The organism is Paraburkholderia sp. RL17-383-BIF-A (assembly GCF_046028015.1).
Taxonomy (GTDB): domain Bacteria; phylum Pseudomonadota; class Gammaproteobacteria; order Burkholderiales; family Burkholderiaceae; genus Paraburkholderia.
This window is the reverse complement of the sequence record NZ_JARESR010000007.1, coordinates 103,686-117,769: the sequence shown is the minus strand read 5'-3', so window position 1 is coordinate 117,769 and position 14,084 is coordinate 103,686. Positions and strand designations below refer to the sequence as shown.

Genomic DNA, 14,084 nt, shown 5'->3' with positions numbered 1-14,084 from the left:
ACGCTACCCACAGGACTTTTACCCCATGCTGTCCCCCATCGCTCGTGCGGCGGTGCTTGCCTTCGCGGGCCTGCCGATCGTTGCGCACGCGCAAGCTGCACCTTCATCTTCTGCGTCGGCGGCGGATGCGTCGCCTGCGGTGTTGTCATCGATCGTGGTGACCGCCGAGCGCGGGCCGCAGTCACTCGCCGATGCGATCCCGCAGACCGCGCTGTTCGACCAGCAGGATCTCGCCGACACCACCGCGACCGATTTGCCCGGCCTGCTGCAACTCGCGCCAGGCGCGCAAATCTCGCGTACAGGTGGCCCCGGTTCGACGACGAGCCTCTTCCTGCGCGGCGCGTCCTCGACGCAATCGCTGCTGCTGATCGACGGCGTGCGCGTCGATTCGGTGAGCCTGGGTTCCGCGCAACTCGCGCAGATTCCGCTCGACCAGGTCGATCACGTCGAGGTGGTGAACGGCAACGTGTCGGCGTTGTACGGTTCCGGTGCGATCGGCGGCGTGGTGCAGGTGTTCACGAAAGACGGCGGCGACCATCCGCCGCGTTTCAATTTTTCGCTCGGCTACGGCAGCTATCACACGCAGACGCAGCAGGCGGGCGTGAACGGCGCATTGGATAAAGACGGCAAGACGACCTTCAGCATTTCGCTCGCGCGCTCGAAGGACGACGGCTTTTCATCGCTCAATCCGCGTGAGGCGCCCGGCGCCAATCCGAATGCGAACGGCTATCTGAACGAGAGCATCTCGGCCTCGTTGCGCCACAAGTTCAGCGACAAATGGGATGCCGGCGCGAGCTACTTCCAGTCGAACGGCAACAACAGCTACGACAACGCGTACGGACTGCCGACCGATCTGAACAACCTGTATAGCAAAGTGCGCCAGGTCTCGGTGTTCGCGAACGGCAAGCTGACCGACTGGTGGACGACTCACTTCATCGTCTCCGAAGGCGACGACCGCAGCGTGTCGAACACCAACGGCGTCTATAACGGCCGCTTCGATACCGACAATCGCCAGTACACGTGGCAGAACGATTTCGCGCTGGCCGCGCAGCAGAAGCTGCAGGTCGGCTACGAGCATCTCGACCAGAGCCTCGACTCGGATACGTTCGCGGCGCCCAACCGGCATGTGGATTCGGGCTTTGTCGGCTATACGGGGCGCTTTGGGCGCAACCAGATTCAGGCCAACGTGCGGCGCGACCAGTATTCCGATTTCGGCGGAGCGAACAGTTACTATCTTGGCTACGGCTTCGACATCACCAGCCATTGGAAGGTGAGTGCAAGCTACTCGGATTCGTTTCGCGCGCCGAGTTTCGACGATCTGTACTATCCGCTCAGCGGCAATCCGTCGATTCAGCCGGAGCGCAGTCATTCGATCGAAGCCGCGCTGCAGTACGCATCGAATGCGCTCGGTGTGATGCGTGTCACCGCATTCCAGACGCGCTATTCGAATCTGATTAACTACGAGCAGGTAACGCCCGGCATCTATCTGGCCGAGAATGTCGGCCATGCGAAGGTGCAGGGACTCGAAGGATCGTGGAGCGGGCATGTCGGCAAGACGGACGTGCGCGCCTCGGTAACACTGCAAAACCCGGTCGACCTCGACAACGATGTCGACCTCGTGCGGCGCGCGCGGCGCTTCGGCTCGCTGACGGTGAACCGGAGTATCGCCGGGTGGCGCGTCGGCGGCGAATGGATCGTGAGCGGTCCGCGTGACGACAGCAGCGGCAAGCTGGGCGGCTATGGCGTGGTGAATCTGTCGGCGCGCTACAACATCACGAAAGCATGGTACGTTGCCGCGCAAATCCAGAATCTGTTCAACAAGGACTATGAAACGGCCTACTCGTATAACTCGCCGCGGCGCGGTGCGTATCTCACGGTTGGTTGGCAGCAGCAGTAGTGGGCACGCCTTGTTGAGACTGCGCGGATGAGCCGCTCTATGAGCCGATCCACTAGCCGCCACTCGGATTCGATGCCCGCAACGCTGCGCGTGATGAGCGCGAAGCGCGCGGCCGCGATCTGGCTTGCGCTTGCCGTGATCGCGCTGGCGGTGCTGATGGCGTCGCTCGCGTTGGGGAGCGTCTCGCTCGCGCCGATGCGCGTGCTGGCGGCGCTGATGCCCTCGCATGCGCCGTCTGGCGGCGCCTCCGATCTGACTGCGGAGATCGTCCGCACGCTGCGCTTGCCGCGCGCGGTGGCCGGCTTTGCCTGCGGCGCGTTGCTCGCATTGGCCGGCGCGCTGCTGCAGGTGCTGTTGCGCAATCCGCTCGCCGAGCCGTATGTGTTGGGTGTGTCGGGCGGCGCCGCGACTTTCGCGCTCGTCGCGATGATCGCCGGTTGCGCATGGTGGATCGTCGACGCGAGCGCCTTCGCCGGCGCCTTCGTGTCGATCCTGCTGGTGCTCGGCCTCGCGCGCCGTGAGTTGTGGCGCGGCGAGCCGCAGGACACGTCGCCGCGTCTGCTGCTCACCGGCGCGGTGATCGCCGCGGGTTGGGGCGCGCTCATCACCTTGCTGCTCAATCTCGCGCCCGACAACCGCTTGCGCGGCATGCTGTTCTGGCTCACGGGCGACCTCAACGGCGGCACGATGCCGTGGACGGCGCTCGCCGCGCTCGTCATCGTGCTGGTTGCGATCGTGCCCGCCGCGCCGCGTCTGAACGTGCTGCTGCGTGGCGACGCCGCCGCGCAGGCGTTAGGTGTCGCGGTCATGCCCTTGCGTTTGCGCGTATATCTGGTGGCGTCGCTGGCGGCGGCCGCGGCGGTGACGACGGCGGGCACCATCGGCTTTGTCGGACTGGTCGTGCCGCACATGCTGCGGCTCGCGTTCGGCAACGATCAGCGCATGCTGCTGCCGGCCGCGGCGCTCGGCGGCGGCGTCGCGGTGATGGGCGCGGACCTGATCGCGCGCACGGTGATTGCGCCGGCGCAATTGCCGGTTGGCGTGATCACCTCGATCATCGGCGTGCCGGTGTTTCTGTGGATGCTGTTGCATAGGCGCCGATAATGCAAACCTTCAACGCATCTCAAGCCACACTCAGCGCGCAACATCTGACCTTGCGTGCCGGCGCGCGCACTTTGCTCGACGCCTTCACGCACACGTTCTACGAAGGCGAGATCTGGTGCGTGGCCGGACCGAACGGCGCGGGCAAGACGACCTTGCTCTCCACCCTTGCGGGTCTGTTGCAACCGTCGGCGGGCCATGTCGAACTCGACGGCGTACGCGTGGCCGACTGGCCGCCGCTCGCGCTCGCGCAGCGCCGCGCGCTGATGCCGCAAAGCGCGCCGGACGCATTCAGCGCGAGCGTGTTCGATATCGTGATGCTGAACCGCTTTCCGCATCTCAGCGGCTGGGGCTGGGAGCGCGCGGCCGATCGCGCAGCGGCGCATGCGGCGCTGGACCTGCTGGGCCTCGCCGCCTTTGCCACGCGTGATGTGCTCTCGCTCTCCGGCGGAGAGCGTCAACGCGTGGCGCTCGCGGCGGTGCTGTGCCAGGACGCGCCGTTGCTGCTGCTCGACGAACCGTTGTCGCATCTCGATCTGCATCATCAGATCGACTGCCTCGAGGCGCTCGCCGCGTGGACGCGCGAGCCTCGGCGTACCGTGATGTTCTCCTGCCACGACCTGAACCTCGCGCGCCGCTTCGCAACGCATGCGCTGCTGCTCGACGGCGCCGGCGGCGTTTATGCCGGACCGGTCCGCGACGTATTGACGCCCACGCTCGCGAGCCGGGCGTTCGGTTACCCGTTGATCCTGATTCGCGACGGCGAACACGAGGCGCTGATTCCTGCGCCGCGCGCCCGTCACGAATCGCCTGCCGGTCATGACACAGCCGCAGGCTGATTGCTTCATCCCAACATACTCTTTGCAGACACGCTTATGACTTCATCGCCACGCTTGCCCGGACTGCCCGAAGTCGAACCGCTCGATCAAACGCTGCGTGCCGAGCTGCAGCACATCATCGATACCAAGACCAAGCCGCCCGGCAGTCTCGGCCGGCTCGAAACGCTCGCGCGTCAGATGGGCCTGATTCAGCGCACCACGCATCCCACCGTGACACGTCCGGCGATGATCGTTTTCGCCGGCGACCACGGCGTGGCCGACGAGGGCGTGAGCCCGTATCCGCAAGCGGTGACCGCGCAAATGGTCGCCAACTTCCTCGCGGGCGGCGCGGCGATCAATGCATTGAGCCGCGTATCTGGCATCGAGCTCGAAGTGGTCAATGCGGGCATCGCGACGCCGCTGCCTTCGGTGGAGGGACTCGTCGACATTCCGATTGCGGCGGGCACGCGCAACTTCGCGCGTGAACGGGCCATGACCCGCGACCAGGCACTCACCGCCATGCAAGCGGGCGCGGCGCGCGTGCGGCATCACGCGGCGCTCGGCACCAATGTGATCGGCTTTGGCGAGATGGGCATTGCGAATACGTCGGCGGCTGCGTGTCTGATGAGCCGCTTGTGCGGCGTGCCGATCGACGAATGCGTCGGCCGTGGGACGGGTCTCGACAACGCGGGGCTCGCGAGGAAGCGCAACGTGCTGGCCTCGGCGCTTGCGTATCATCCGGTGTCCAGCGATCCGCTCGACGTGCTCGCCACCTTCGGCGGCTTCGAGATCGCGATGATGGCGGGCGCCTATCTCGCGGCGGCCGAGGCACGCATGACGATTCTCGTCGACGGCTTCATCGCGGGCTCGGCCTTGCTGATCGCCGACGCACTCACGCCGAGCGTGCGCGAGTACTGCGTGTTCGCGCATGCGTCGAACGAAGCGGGGCATCGTCGCATGCTCGATCATTTCGGCGCGCTGCCGTTGCTCTCGCTCGATATGCGGCTCGGTGAAGGCACCGGTGCGGCGCTTGCGGTGCCGCTGCTGCGCGCGGCAGTGGCGTTCGTCAACGAGATGGCGAGCTTCGAATCGGCCGGCGTCGCGAATCGCGATGCGTGATCGTTCGGATAGACACGCTCGCGCGGCACAGTCATGAACCCGCTCACGGAGTTGCGCTATTTCTTCACGGCGCTCGGCTATTTCACGCGCGTGCCGGTGCCGCGCTGGGTCGGCTATGAACCGCATTATCTGAATGCGGCGGCGCGTTATTTTCCGCTCGTCGGCGTATTGATCGGCGGATTGAGCGCGCTGGTCTATCTCGCCGCGCTGCACGTATTGCCGGCTGGCGTGGCGGTGCTGCTCTCGATGGCCGCGTCGCTCATCGTGACCGGCGCGTTCCATGAGGACGGCCTCGCGGATTGTGTCGATGCGTTCGGTGGCGCCTATACGCGCGAAGATGCATTGCGAATCATGCATGATTCGCGCATCGGTGCTTTCGGCGCCATCGCGCTCGTGATTGCGTTGGCATTGAAGTGGCAAACGCTCGCCGCCATGCCGCCGATGCGTGCCGCAAGTCTGATGATTGCCGCGCATGCGGCGAGCCGAACGTGTGCGATCAGCTATCTGGCCACGCTCGACTACGTGCGAGCCGAAGGCAAAGCCAAACCGGTGGCGCAACGCCTGAACGGCGGTGCGTTGGTGTGCGCCGCGCTATTCGGCTTGCCGTGGCTGCTGTGGCCGAACGGACTCGCTGCGCCGGACTGGCGCTTCGCGGGCTCGGCGCTGGTGGTTCTGGTCGTACTTCGCGTGGCAATGGGCCGTTATTTCGTCAGACGCATCGGCGGTTATACCGGCGACTGCCTCGGTTTCGCGCAGCAAATTTTTGAGTTGAGCATTTATCTGGTGGGGCTGATATGGATATCGTCCTGATTCGTCATCCCGCGGTCGCGCTCGATGCGGGCGTGTGTTACGGCCACAGCGACGTGGCGCTCGCCGAAGCTGCCGAGGTGTCGTCGACAGCGCTCGCCTTGAAGCTCGCCACTTTGCAGGTGCCCGCGCCACGCGTGCTGTTGTCGAGTCCTTTGAAGCGCTGCTCGGCGCTGGCTGCCGAGATGGCGAACGACTTCGGCTGTGTGATCAGTCACGACGATCGTCTGATGGAAATGAACTTCGGCGATTGGGAGGCGCAACGCTGGGACGCCATCGATCGCGAGCTACTCGACGACTGGGCGGCCAACTTCGAACATGCGCGTGCGCACGGCGGCGAGAGCGTGGCGCAGTTCGTCGCGCGGGTGCGGGCATGGCTCGACGCCTTTGCGCTCACGCGCGAGTTGTCGCCCGCCTATGTGGTTACGCACGCCGGCGTGATGCGGGCCATCGCGTCAATCGTGCTGGACGTGCCGCTGGAGCGCTGTCTGCGATGGTCGCTCGATATGAGCGGCATTGTCTGGTTGCGCAGAAACGATGAGACGCAGCACTGGTCGCTGGTGCGGTGGAATGCGTAAGTGGTGCAGGGCGCTGATCGCCCTGGCATCATGGCGTGGCGGACTTTCTGCGTGAGCGCGCCGCGTCGAGGTCTTCGCACATTTGCTTCGCGCCTTGCGCGATGCGTGGCGCCGGGCGGTTGATCAGATCGCCGTCGATCGCAAAGAGGTTGTTGTTCGTCACCGCGGTCAGGCTCGGCCACGCTCGCCATGCGCCGAGTTGCGGCAAGGTGGTATCCGGTTTCGTCGCGCCCGGTGCTGCGGTGACGATGGCTTCCGGATTCGCCGCGAGCACCGCTTCGGTCGAGACGGTCGGCACCAGCGGTTCGAGTCTCGCGAATACATTGCGGCCGCCGCACAGCGCGATCACGTCGCTGACCATATGCTCGCCGTTGAGCGTCATCAACGGTTGATCCCACACCTGATAGAACACGCTGACGGGCGGCCGGCTCGCATACCGGCTGCGCAGCGCCGCGATGTCCTGGCGGTAGGCGGCCGCCGCGGCATTCGCCACTGGCGACGTGCCGAGCAATTGTCCAAGCTTCGTCAGCGAAACGGCCACGTCGTCGAGATGGTGCGGTTCGCTGAAGAACAACGGAATGTGCATTTCGCGCAGGCGATCGAGCTGACGCTGCGCATTGCCGTGCCGCCACACCACGATCAGATCGGGCTTCAGCGCGACGATGCGCTCCAGATCGAGCGCCTTGTTATCGCCGACGCGCGGCAACTGTTTTGCTTCCGGCGGATAGTCGCTGTACGACACCGCACCGATCACCTTGGCGCCGCCGCCCGCCGCATACAGCAATTCGGTGACGTGCGGCGCGAGGCTGATCACACGTTGCGCGGGAGCGGGCAGGGTGACGGTCGCGCCGGTGTCGTCAGTCACTGAGATGGCGGCAAACGCATGCAACGCGTAGCTGAAGAGCGCAGTGGCGAGGGTGAAGCGGACGAGTCGGTTCATCGGGCGAAATTGCGGCAGACGTTTGATGAGCGTGGCAAGAATGCGAGGTCTGTGCTGCATCAACCCGCTCGCGTGGGATCGATCTCTCGAACGGCGTCGCGCAAACTCTCGTTAAAGCGGGTCCATTCGGTCTCGCTCGCAGGCAAGCCGAATCGAACGCTGCCCGAGGGCATGAACAGACGCGTCCACACGCCGCGCCGCGCCAGCGCTTCATGCAAAGCGGCGGCGCGTGCGTCGACGGTCCACGCGAAGAGCGGCGTGCTGCGCGTGTCGAAACCTTGCGCATGCAACAGGCCGACGAGGCGCGCGCTTTCGGCGTCGAGCCGGGTTCGCATGTGCCGTTGCCAGGCTTCGTCGGCAAAGGCGGCTTTAACGGCGTGACGGGCCGGGCCACTGACCGTCCACGCGCCGAGCGTGCTGCGCAAACGTTCGAGCAGCGCAGGCGCGCCGAGCACGAAACCCGCGCGTACGCCCGCTAGGCCAAAGAACTTCCCTGGCGAGCGCAGCACGAGCAGGCCGTCGCGATAGGTGCTCGCCGCTAGCGACGCCGCCGGCATCGTATCCGCAAAGGCTTCGTCGACCAGCAGCGTGCCGCCGCGCGCGCTCAACTGGGCATGCCAATGCAACAGCCTGGCGGCGCTCAAACGGGTAGCGGTCGGATTGTTCGGATTCACGACGACTGCATGCGTGAGCGCGTCGGGCAACGTTTCGTGAGAGACGTCGAGCACCATCGTCTGATGGCCGGCGCGTTCGAATGCGGGCGCGTATTCGCCGTACGTGAGCGGCGCGATGCCAACCCGTGCACGCGGCAGCAGCGCGGGCAGTGCGCGAATCGCCGCCTGGCTGCCCGCAACGGGCAGCACGTGCGCGGCATCGGGTGCGCCGTAGTAGCGCGCGGCGCAGGCGGCAAAATCGTCGCCGTCGTCGGGCAGGCGGCGCCACGCGTCGGCGGGAACCGGTGGGACCGGATAGCCGTGCGGATTGATACCCGTCGACAGATCGAGCCACGCTGCGTACGGAATGCCGTAGCGCCTTGCCGCTTCGTGCAGGTTACCGCCGTGCGCGACGGTGTCGATTGCGGTGGCCCTTTCGGTCGGCTCATTGGCTTCGTTCGCACAGCCGTTCAGTCGATCAAACATGGAACGGCACGCTCAGCAACGCCAGCACGATCAGCACGGCAAGCCAGAGAATGACCGTGCGCTCGACCAGCATCAACGCGGCGTTCACGTCGCCGGCGTTGGCCGCGTGTCCGAAGCCGAGTGTCGGCCGGTATTCGACGGCGCCGTGATACACCGCCGGGCCGCCGATCATAACGTTCAGACTCCCCGCGCCGGCCGCCATCACCGGTCCGGCGTTCGGGCTGTCCCAGCGTGGCGCCTGGTCGCGCCAGCAGCGCCACGCGGTGTGCGTGTCGCCGAGCAGCGCGTAGCTGGCGGCGGTCAGTCGCGCGGGAATCCAGTTGAGCACGTCGTCGATACGCGCCGCGGCCCAGCCATAGCGCAAATAGCGAGGCGTGCGGTATCCCCACATCGCGTCGAGGGTGTTGGCAAGACGAAACCCGAGTGCGCCCGGGCCGCCCGCGATGGCGAACCAGAACAGCGCGCCGAAGATCGCGTCGTTGCCGTTTTCGAGTGTGGATTCGACGGCGGCGCGTGACAGCGCGCCTTCGTCCGCATGCTCCGTTTCGCGCGAAACGATGCGCGCGGTCAGCAGGCGCGCCTGGGGTAGGTCGCGCTGCGCCAACGCCTGCGCGATCGGCGCAATGTGATCGTGCAGACTGCGCGCGCCGAGCGCGAACCACAGCAGCGCGATATGCACCGCGCAGGCCGCGAAAAACGGCAGCACGGCAACCAGACACCAGGCGATCAGCACCGGCGGCATCACGGCTAGCGACCACGCCAGCAGACCCTTGAGCCGCAAGCGCCGGCCGGTGTTGTAGCGCGTTTCGAGACGCAGCGCCCATTTGCCGAATCCCACCAGCGGATGAGCGATGCGCGGCTCGCCGAACCAACGGTCGACCACCACGCCCGCGGTGGCCAGCGTCACGAGTAGCGGGAGCGAGAGCATTACGCGTGGCTCGCGGTTTTCAACGCGAGCGGCAAACCGGCGACCATCATCGTGGCTTGCGTGCTCAGCGCGGCGATGCGCTGGTTGAGCCGCCCAAGTTCGTCGACGTAAAGACGCGTGGCCGCGCCGAGCGGCACGACGCCCAGGCCGATTTCGTTGCTGACCACGATGACCTTGCCTTTGGCGTTGACGAGCGCCGATTCGAGCGCGGCGACGCGTGCATGATATTGATCGACCGGCATGGCGTCGCCTTTAGGCGGACAGAGCAGGTTGGCGAGCCACAGCGTCAGGCAATCGATCAGCATGCAGTGGCCGGGCGCGTCGCATTGCGTCACCGCGCCGGCGAGATCGACGCCGGCTTCAACTAGTTGCCAATGCGCCGGACGCCGTTCGCGATGGTGGGCGATGCGCGCGTTGAATTCGGCGTCGTCCGACGAGGGCGCGGTGGCGATGTAGGTGACGGGCAGGGCGCTGCCGGTGGCAAGCTGTTCGGCGTGCACGCTCTTACCCGAACGGGCGCCGCCGAGAACGAAGGTGAGGTCGCGGGAAGTCATCGCGTGATTGTACCGGCGTGCAGTGCGGGCGGGCGCGATGGGATAATGCCGCGTTCCATGCATAGCGCGGCAGCGCATCGCATGCGGCCGACGCTGCGCGGCTCCTTACGGGCACGCGCTGATGCCTGATGAAAACGCTCGGCTGGCGCCCCGCATGAGCGCTGCGTTGCCGCCTGTTTCATTGTCTTGCTTCATTATCTGTCTACCGCCAAACCCGACACTCCGTGACCACCACTTCGACCTCGCATGACGCCGTATCCCTGCCGCGCGGCACGCTGATGATCCAGGGCACCACGTCCGATGCCGGCAAGAGCACGCTGGTCGCCGGTTTGTGCAGGCTCGCGCGCCGCGCCGGGGTGCGGGTCGCACCGTTCAAGCCGCAGAACATGGCGCTCAACAGCGCGGTGACCGTGGACGGCGGCGAGATCGGCCGCGCTCAGGCTTTGCAGGCGGTGGCCGCGGGCATTGCCGCGCACACCGATCTGAACCCCGTGCTGCTCAAGCCGACCAGCGACCGCGGCGCGCAGGTGATCATCCACGGCAAGGCGCGCATGAATCTCGACGCGCGTGCGTATCACGACTACAAGCCCGTCGCCTTTGAAGCGGTGCTGCAATCGTATGCGCGTCTGCAGGCGGCGTACGACACGATCTTTGTCGAAGGCGCGGGCAGCCCGGCCGAAATCAATCTGCGCGACCGCGATATCGCCAACATGGGTTTTGCGGAGGCCGTGGATTGCCCGGTCGTGCTGGTGGCCGATATCGATCGCGGCGGGGTGTTCGCCCATCTCACGGGCACGCTCGCGTGTCTGTCGGAGAGCGAGCAGGCGCGGGTGCGCGGTTTCATCATCAATCGCTTTCGCGGCGACATCAGTTTGCTGCAACCTGGTTTGGACTGGCTGGAGGCGCAGACCGGCAAGCCGGTGCTCGGTGTCGTGCCTTACCTGCACGGTCTGACGCTGGACGCGGAAGACATGCTGCCGCCCGAATTGCGCGCGGCGCACAGTGGCGGCGCGGCGCGCATGCTGCGGGTGGTCGTGCCGGTGCTGCCGCACATCAGTAATCACACGGATTTCGACGCTTTGCGCGCGCATCCGCAGGTCGATTTTCATTACGTGCGAAGCGGCACGCCGTTGCCGCCGGCCGACCTGATCATCCTGCCGGGCTCGAAGAACGTGCCCGGCGACCTGGCATTTCTGCGCGCGCAAGGCTGGGATGCGGTACTGCAAAAGCACTTGCGCTATGGCGGCCGGGTGATCGGCATTTGCGGCGGCATGCAGATGCTGGGGCGCGAAGTGGCCGATCCGCATGGCGTGGAGGGCGCGCCGGGCACGTCCGCGGGACTCGGCTGGCTCGATTACTCGACGGTGCTCACGCGCGACAAGACGCTGAAGAACGTGACCGGCCGCCTCGCGTTGCCCGGCTCGCCCGACGTGGCCGGCTACGAGATCCATATGGGCGAGACTCACGGGCCGGCGCTGGACACGCCCGCTGTGCAACTGGACGACGCGCGGGATGCCCGCCCCGACGGCGCGATCTCCGCCGATGGCCAGGTTCTCGCTACCTATGTTCACGGCCTGTTCGACACACCGTCCGCCTGTGCCGCGTTGCTCGCGTGGGCCGGTTTGAGCGATGCCGAGGCAATCGATTACCCGGCGTTGCGCGAGGCGTCGCTGGAACGCCTCGCGGACACGCTCGCCGAGCACCTCGATCTGCCGAGACTTTTTGCTGCGATTGGTTGATCAGGATCAACGAGGAAGGCTGGATTAAATCCTATAGGGAAATAATCAAAGCTTGGGTGGTAGTTTTTCGCGTCATATGGTTCGAATAGAGTGCTCACATCGACGGCCGTTTTCCGCGCCGTCTCTCTCTTCGAGGACCTGTCATGAACCCGAACCGTTCCGCCGATCTGGCCGCTCTACTCCTTCGCGTCGCCTTGGGCGTGCTCTATCTCGCTCACAGTCTGCAAAAGATTTTCGTCTTCACGCTGCCGGGCACGGCGCAGTTCTTCGTCTCGCTGGGCTTGCCGGGCTGGCTCGGCTATGTGACGGCATTCGTCGAACTGTTCGGCGGCATTGCGCTGCTGCTCGGCGTGCAGGTCCGCTGGGTCGCGCTCGTGCTGCTGCCGTTCATGCTCGGCGCGATGTCGCAGCATCTTCAAAATGGCTGGGGTTTTGCGTCGCCGCACGGCGGCTGGGAATATCCGGCGTTCTGGGCGGTGACGTTGGTGGTGCAGGCGCTGCTCGGCGGCGGGGCGCTGTCGTTCGCTGGGGTGAAGGCGCCACGGGCGGTGGCCGCCTGAGCGGTTAGCTGGATCGTTGAAAAGGCACGCGCCGTAAGGCCGCGTGCCTTTTTTCATGGCGCCGTCCTAGCGTCGCCCATCAATACAACACGATTTGCGTACACCGGAACAACGCCATCGTCTTGCCCTTCGGATCCGTGACCGTGGCGTCCCACACCTGCGTGCTGCGTCCCAGATGCACGCTCTTCGCGACCGCTCGGATCGTCCCCTCGGTCGCCGTGCCGAGAAAATTGCTTTTCACCTCGATGGTCGTGAAATTGCGCGCCGTCTCTGGCAAATGCGCGAGGCAGGCGTAGCCGCAGGCGGTGTCGGCGAGGCCGATCACGGTCGCGGCATGCAAAAAGCCGTTCGGCGCGAGCAACTCCTTGCGCACGGTCAATTCCGCGATCAACTCGCCTTCGTCCAGCGACAGGACATGCACGCCCAGCAGGCCGGGCAGCGAGCCTTTCTGGCGTTCGTGGAGGCGTTCGACGGTGTATTCCGGGCGCAGTTTGCTCATGAGATTCGGGTCCTGGTTGGATAAATCGGCAGCGCACGGTGGCCAATTAGCCGTCAGGGGGCTTCGGCCAACGTGCATTTGTCGATATTATCAACGGCTGGATCGGCAGGTGTGCCTGAAAACCGGTCCGGTTCCGGGCACACTTGCGCATGTCAGAGCAATACGCGGCAAACCGGCTGGCGGGGCCCAGCCTTCTTTCCGGGAGAATTCATGACGGTGATCGTGGTGGCGAATCCGAAGGGCGGCGTGGGCAAAAGCACGCTGTCGACCAATCTGGCCGGCTATTTCGCCGCGGCTGGCGAATGGGTCGCGCTGGCGGACCTGGACAAACAGCAGTCCGCGCACGCGTGGCTGTCGCTGCGGCCCGACACGCTGCCGGCCATCGAGACCTGGGAAGTCAATCTGGACGAGCCGGTCAAACCGCCCAAAGGGCTGGAGCACGCTGTCGTCGACACACCGGCTGGCCTGCACGGCAATCGCCTGAGCATCGCGCTAGATCTGGCCGACAAGGTGATCGTGCCGCTCCAACCGTCCATGTTCGATATTCTCGCTACTCAGGAATTCCTCGAGCGGCTGGCCAAGGAGAAGGCGGTCAGAAAAGGCGCCATCGAAATCGGTGTGGTCGGCATGCGCGTGGATGCGCGCACGCGCTCGGCGGAGCAACTGCATCGCTTTGTCGAGGGGCTGAAGCTGCCGGTGCTGGGTTTTTTGCGCGACACGCAGAATTACGTGCAACTGGCGGCCCACGGGCTGACTTTGTGGGACGTCGCGAAAAGCCGTGTGGAGAAGGATCTGGAGCAGTGGCAGCCGATCATCGAATGGACTAGCGGAGCCGGCAAGAAGGGTTGAGGCGGCAGGGCTGGTGGCCGCGCCGCCGGCCGGATCAGGCCGTCCACGCAGTGAGTTCCCTCGCGGATCGCCTGCGCGGCAGGCGTGTCAGCGAACTACAGAGCGGGACGATGAAGCTAAGCTACGGCGCTGAACGAAAGAGCTGAACGACAGAGCGTTCAGGTCCAGTTCTGCGTCGGCACGTGATCGCGGCTGCCCTTGATCTTGTTGTTGTCGTCCACGAATACCAGGTCGGGCTTCCAGCCGGCCTTCAGTTCCGCTTCATCCACCACCGCGAACGCCGCGATGATCACCAGGTCGCCCAGCTGCGCGCGCCGCGCGGCCGAGCCGTTCAGCGAGATCATGCCGCTGCCGCGCTCGCCCTTGATCGCGTAGGTCGAGAAACGCTCGCCGTTGTTGATGTTCCAGATGTCGATCCGCTCGTTTTCGACGATGTTCGCCGCTTCCAGCAAATCTTCATCGATCGCGCACGAACCTTCGTAGTGCAGTTCGCAATGCGTGACCGCGACGCGGTGGATCTTCGACTTCAGCATGTTGCGTTGCATGACCAATCCTG

Annotated in this window: 15 protein-coding genes; 9 read left to right on the top strand and 6 right to left on the bottom strand. The window is 65.4% G+C overall.

The genetic code is table 11. The annotated features are described in order from the left end of the window. The first annotated feature begins 25 nt into the window (after positions 1-25). The 6 genes from P0D71_RS10835 to cobC are packed head-to-tail and all read left to right on the top strand — an operon-like array spanning position 26 to position 6,320. The gene (locus tag P0D71_RS10835) at positions 26-1,897 is read left to right on the top strand and encodes a TonB-dependent receptor domain-containing protein (RefSeq protein WP_408479943.1); all 1,872 of its coding nucleotides are present in this window, start codon (positions 26-28) and stop codon (positions 1,895-1,897) included. 39 nt (positions 1,898-1,936) lie between these two features. After that, positions 1,937-3,001, top strand: a complete 1,065-nt coding sequence (locus P0D71_RS10830) for a FecCD family ABC transporter permease (protein ID WP_408479942.1) — start codon at positions 1,937-1,939, stop codon at positions 2,999-3,001. Then, positions 3,001-3,837 (top strand): ABC transporter ATP-binding protein, encoded by an 837-nt coding sequence (locus tag P0D71_RS10825; RefSeq protein ID WP_408479941.1) that lies wholly within the window; start codon positions 3,001-3,003, stop codon positions 3,835-3,837. The genes P0D71_RS10830 and P0D71_RS10825 overlap by 1 nt, the downstream gene beginning before the upstream one ends. Before the next feature lie 36 nt (positions 3,838-3,873). Continuing rightward, the gene (gene cobT, locus P0D71_RS10820) at positions 3,874-4,935 is read left to right on the top strand and encodes a nicotinate-nucleotide--dimethylbenzimidazole phosphoribosyltransferase (RefSeq protein WP_408479940.1); all 1,062 of its coding nucleotides are present in this window, start codon (positions 3,874-3,876) and stop codon (positions 4,933-4,935) included. Positions 4,936-4,968: 33 nt separating this feature from the next. Next, complete coding sequence (locus P0D71_RS10815; RefSeq protein WP_408479938.1) at positions 4,969-5,745, top strand: adenosylcobinamide-GDP ribazoletransferase; 777 nt, start codon at positions 4,969-4,971, stop codon at positions 5,743-5,745. Next, positions 5,730-6,320, top strand: coding sequence for an alpha-ribazole phosphatase (cobC, locus tag P0D71_RS10810; protein WP_408186375.1), 591 nt, complete (start codon positions 5,730-5,732; stop codon positions 6,318-6,320). Before P0D71_RS10815 ends, cobC begins: the two co-directional genes overlap by 16 nt. 28 nt (positions 6,321-6,348) lie before the next feature. On the opposite strand, the gene P0D71_RS10805 is transcribed toward cobC, so the two are convergent. The 4 genes from P0D71_RS10805 to cobU are packed head-to-tail and all read right to left on the bottom strand — an operon-like array spanning position 6,349 to position 9,881. Beyond that, entirely contained in the window at positions 6,349-7,260 is a 912-nt protein-coding gene (locus P0D71_RS10805; RefSeq protein ID WP_408479936.1) for a cobalamin-binding protein, read from the bottom strand. Positions 7,261-7,319: 59 nt separating this feature from the next. Next, positions 7,320-8,399 (bottom strand): threonine-phosphate decarboxylase CobD, encoded by a 1,080-nt coding sequence (cobD, locus tag P0D71_RS10800; protein ID WP_408479934.1) that lies wholly within the window; start codon positions 8,397-8,399, stop codon positions 7,320-7,322. Further along, the gene (gene cbiB / locus P0D71_RS10795; protein WP_408186373.1) at positions 8,392-9,327 is read right to left on the bottom strand and encodes an adenosylcobinamide-phosphate synthase CbiB; all 936 of its coding nucleotides are present in this window, start codon (positions 9,325-9,327) and stop codon (positions 8,392-8,394) included. Before cbiB ends, cobD begins: the two co-directional genes overlap by 8 nt. Beyond that, entirely contained in the window at positions 9,327-9,881 is a 555-nt protein-coding gene (gene cobU / locus P0D71_RS10790) for a bifunctional adenosylcobinamide kinase/adenosylcobinamide-phosphate guanylyltransferase (RefSeq protein ID WP_408479932.1), read from the bottom strand. The genes cbiB and cobU overlap by 1 nt, the downstream gene beginning before the upstream one ends. A 278-nt stretch (positions 9,882-10,159) precedes the next feature. Between cobU and P0D71_RS10785 the strand changes: the two genes are divergently transcribed. Both P0D71_RS10785 and P0D71_RS10780 read left to right on the top strand, forming a co-directional pair. Beyond that, positions 10,160-11,620, top strand: a complete 1,461-nt coding sequence (locus tag P0D71_RS10785) for a cobyric acid synthase (RefSeq protein WP_408480079.1) — start codon at positions 10,160-10,162, stop codon at positions 11,618-11,620. A 143-nt stretch (positions 11,621-11,763) separates the two neighbouring features. Further along, positions 11,764-12,180: a DoxX family protein gene (locus P0D71_RS10780; protein WP_091796431.1), complete on the top strand. Its 417-nt coding sequence runs from the start codon at positions 11,764-11,766 to the stop codon at positions 12,178-12,180. A gap of 79 nt (positions 12,181-12,259) precedes the next feature. Here the strand turns inward: P0D71_RS10780 and P0D71_RS10775 are convergent, their stop codons facing one another. Then, positions 12,260-12,679, bottom strand: a complete 420-nt coding sequence (locus tag P0D71_RS10775) for a PaaI family thioesterase (protein WP_091796430.1) — start codon at positions 12,677-12,679, stop codon at positions 12,260-12,262. A 210-nt stretch (positions 12,680-12,889) separates the two neighbouring features. On the opposite strand from P0D71_RS10775, the gene P0D71_RS10770 reads away from it, so the two are divergent. Then, positions 12,890-13,528 (top strand): ParA family protein, encoded by a 639-nt coding sequence (locus P0D71_RS10770; RefSeq protein ID WP_408186370.1) that lies wholly within the window; start codon positions 12,890-12,892, stop codon positions 13,526-13,528. A gap of 158 nt (positions 13,529-13,686) precedes the next feature. Here the strand turns inward: P0D71_RS10770 and panD are convergent, their stop codons facing one another. Continuing rightward, positions 13,687-14,073, bottom strand: a complete 387-nt coding sequence (gene panD / locus P0D71_RS10765) for an aspartate 1-decarboxylase (protein WP_012432059.1) — start codon at positions 14,071-14,073, stop codon at positions 13,687-13,689. Between the last annotated feature and the right edge of the window lie 11 nt (positions 14,074-14,084).

Coding starts and splice junctions, on each gene's coding strand:
- P0D71_RS10835 (WP_408479943.1), top strand. CDS start 26: ATGCTGTCCCCCATCGCTCGTGCGGCGGTGCTTGCCTTCGCGGGCCTG.
- P0D71_RS10830 (WP_408479942.1), top strand. CDS start 1,937: ATGAGCCGATCCACTAGCCGCCACTCGGATTCGATGCCCGCAACGCTG.
- P0D71_RS10825 (WP_408479941.1), top strand. CDS start 3,001: ATGCAAACCTTCAACGCATCTCAAGCCACACTCAGCGCGCAACATCTG.
- cobT (WP_408479940.1), top strand. CDS start 3,874: ATGACTTCATCGCCACGCTTGCCCGGACTGCCCGAAGTCGAACCGCTC.
- P0D71_RS10815 (WP_408479938.1), top strand. CDS start 4,969: ATGAACCCGCTCACGGAGTTGCGCTATTTCTTCACGGCGCTCGGCTAT.
- cobC (WP_408186375.1), top strand. CDS start 5,730: ATGGATATCGTCCTGATTCGTCATCCCGCGGTCGCGCTCGATGCGGGC.
- P0D71_RS10805 (WP_408479936.1), bottom strand. CDS start 7,260: ATGAACCGACTCGTCCGCTTCACCCTCGCCACTGCGCTCTTCAGCTAC.
- cobD (WP_408479934.1), bottom strand. CDS start 8,399: ATGTTTGATCGACTGAACGGCTGTGCGAACGAAGCCAATGAGCCGACC.
- cbiB (WP_408186373.1), bottom strand. CDS start 9,327: ATGCTCTCGCTCCCGCTACTCGTGACGCTGGCCACCGCGGGCGTGGTG.
- cobU (WP_408479932.1), bottom strand. CDS start 9,881: ATGACTTCCCGCGACCTCACCTTCGTTCTCGGCGGCGCCCGTTCGGGT.
- P0D71_RS10785 (WP_408480079.1), top strand. CDS start 10,160: ATGATCCAGGGCACCACGTCCGATGCCGGCAAGAGCACGCTGGTCGCC.
- P0D71_RS10780 (WP_091796431.1), top strand. CDS start 11,764: ATGAACCCGAACCGTTCCGCCGATCTGGCCGCTCTACTCCTTCGCGTC.
- P0D71_RS10775 (WP_091796430.1), bottom strand. CDS start 12,679: ATGAGCAAACTGCGCCCGGAATACACCGTCGAACGCCTCCACGAACGC.
- P0D71_RS10770 (WP_408186370.1), top strand. CDS start 12,890: ATGACGGTGATCGTGGTGGCGAATCCGAAGGGCGGCGTGGGCAAAAGC.
- panD (WP_012432059.1), bottom strand. CDS start 14,073: ATGCAACGCAACATGCTGAAGTCGAAGATCCACCGCGTCGCGGTCACG.